Source organism: Sinorhizobium sp. NG07B, assembly GCF_002532005.1.
GTDB classification, from domain to species: Bacteria; Pseudomonadota; Alphaproteobacteria; order Rhizobiales; family Rhizobiaceae; genus Sinorhizobium; species Sinorhizobium fredii_C.
Genome location: NZ_NWTD01000051.1, coordinates 1 through 636 on the forward strand (window position 1 = coordinate 1; position 636 = coordinate 636).

General features: G+C 65.4%; 1 pseudogene. It reads right to left on the reverse strand.

The features are described from left to right. Positions 1-636 (reverse strand): annotated as a pseudogene (locus CO664_RS30030) (malate synthase G); the annotation flags it as partial.

Consider the following 636-nt stretch of genomic DNA (forward strand, 5'->3'; position numbering starts at 1 on the left):
CGTCGACGGCGGCGACCGAATCCTCGCAATCCATGATCGTGGTGATCGCCGATTCGAGGATGATGTCGGAAATCCCGGCCGCATCGGTCTGGCCGATCGGCGTCTTCGCATCGACGACGATGACGATGTGCAGATTGTTCTGGGTGAGAGCGATCTCGGAGGGCGCCGCTGCGGTGCCGGAATAGCCGGCGAACTGCGCCGTATCGCGAAGCGTCGTCCGGACGCCGGTCGTCAAGGTCAGCGAGAGAGTCGACCCGTCGACCGCAAGCGCGGCGACGTCGCTCCAGCGGCCTGTCGCGAGCGGCGCGCTCGCATCGAGAAAGTCCCGGGCCCAGGCGATGACCTTGGCACCGCGCGCCGGATTATAGCCCTTGCCGCGCTCGGCCCCGTCCGTATCGGCAATGGCGTCGGTGCCGTAAAGTGCGTCATAGAGCGAGCCCCAGCGCGCATTGGCGGCGTTCAGCGCATAGCGGGCATTCATCACCGGCACGACGAGCTGCGGACCGGCAATGGTCGCGATCTCGGCATCGACATTGGCAGTCGAGACGGAGAAATCCGGTCCCTCCGGCAGGAGATAGCCGATCTCTTTGAGGAAGTTCTGGTAGGCCTCCATATCGACCGGCGCGCCATGCTCGC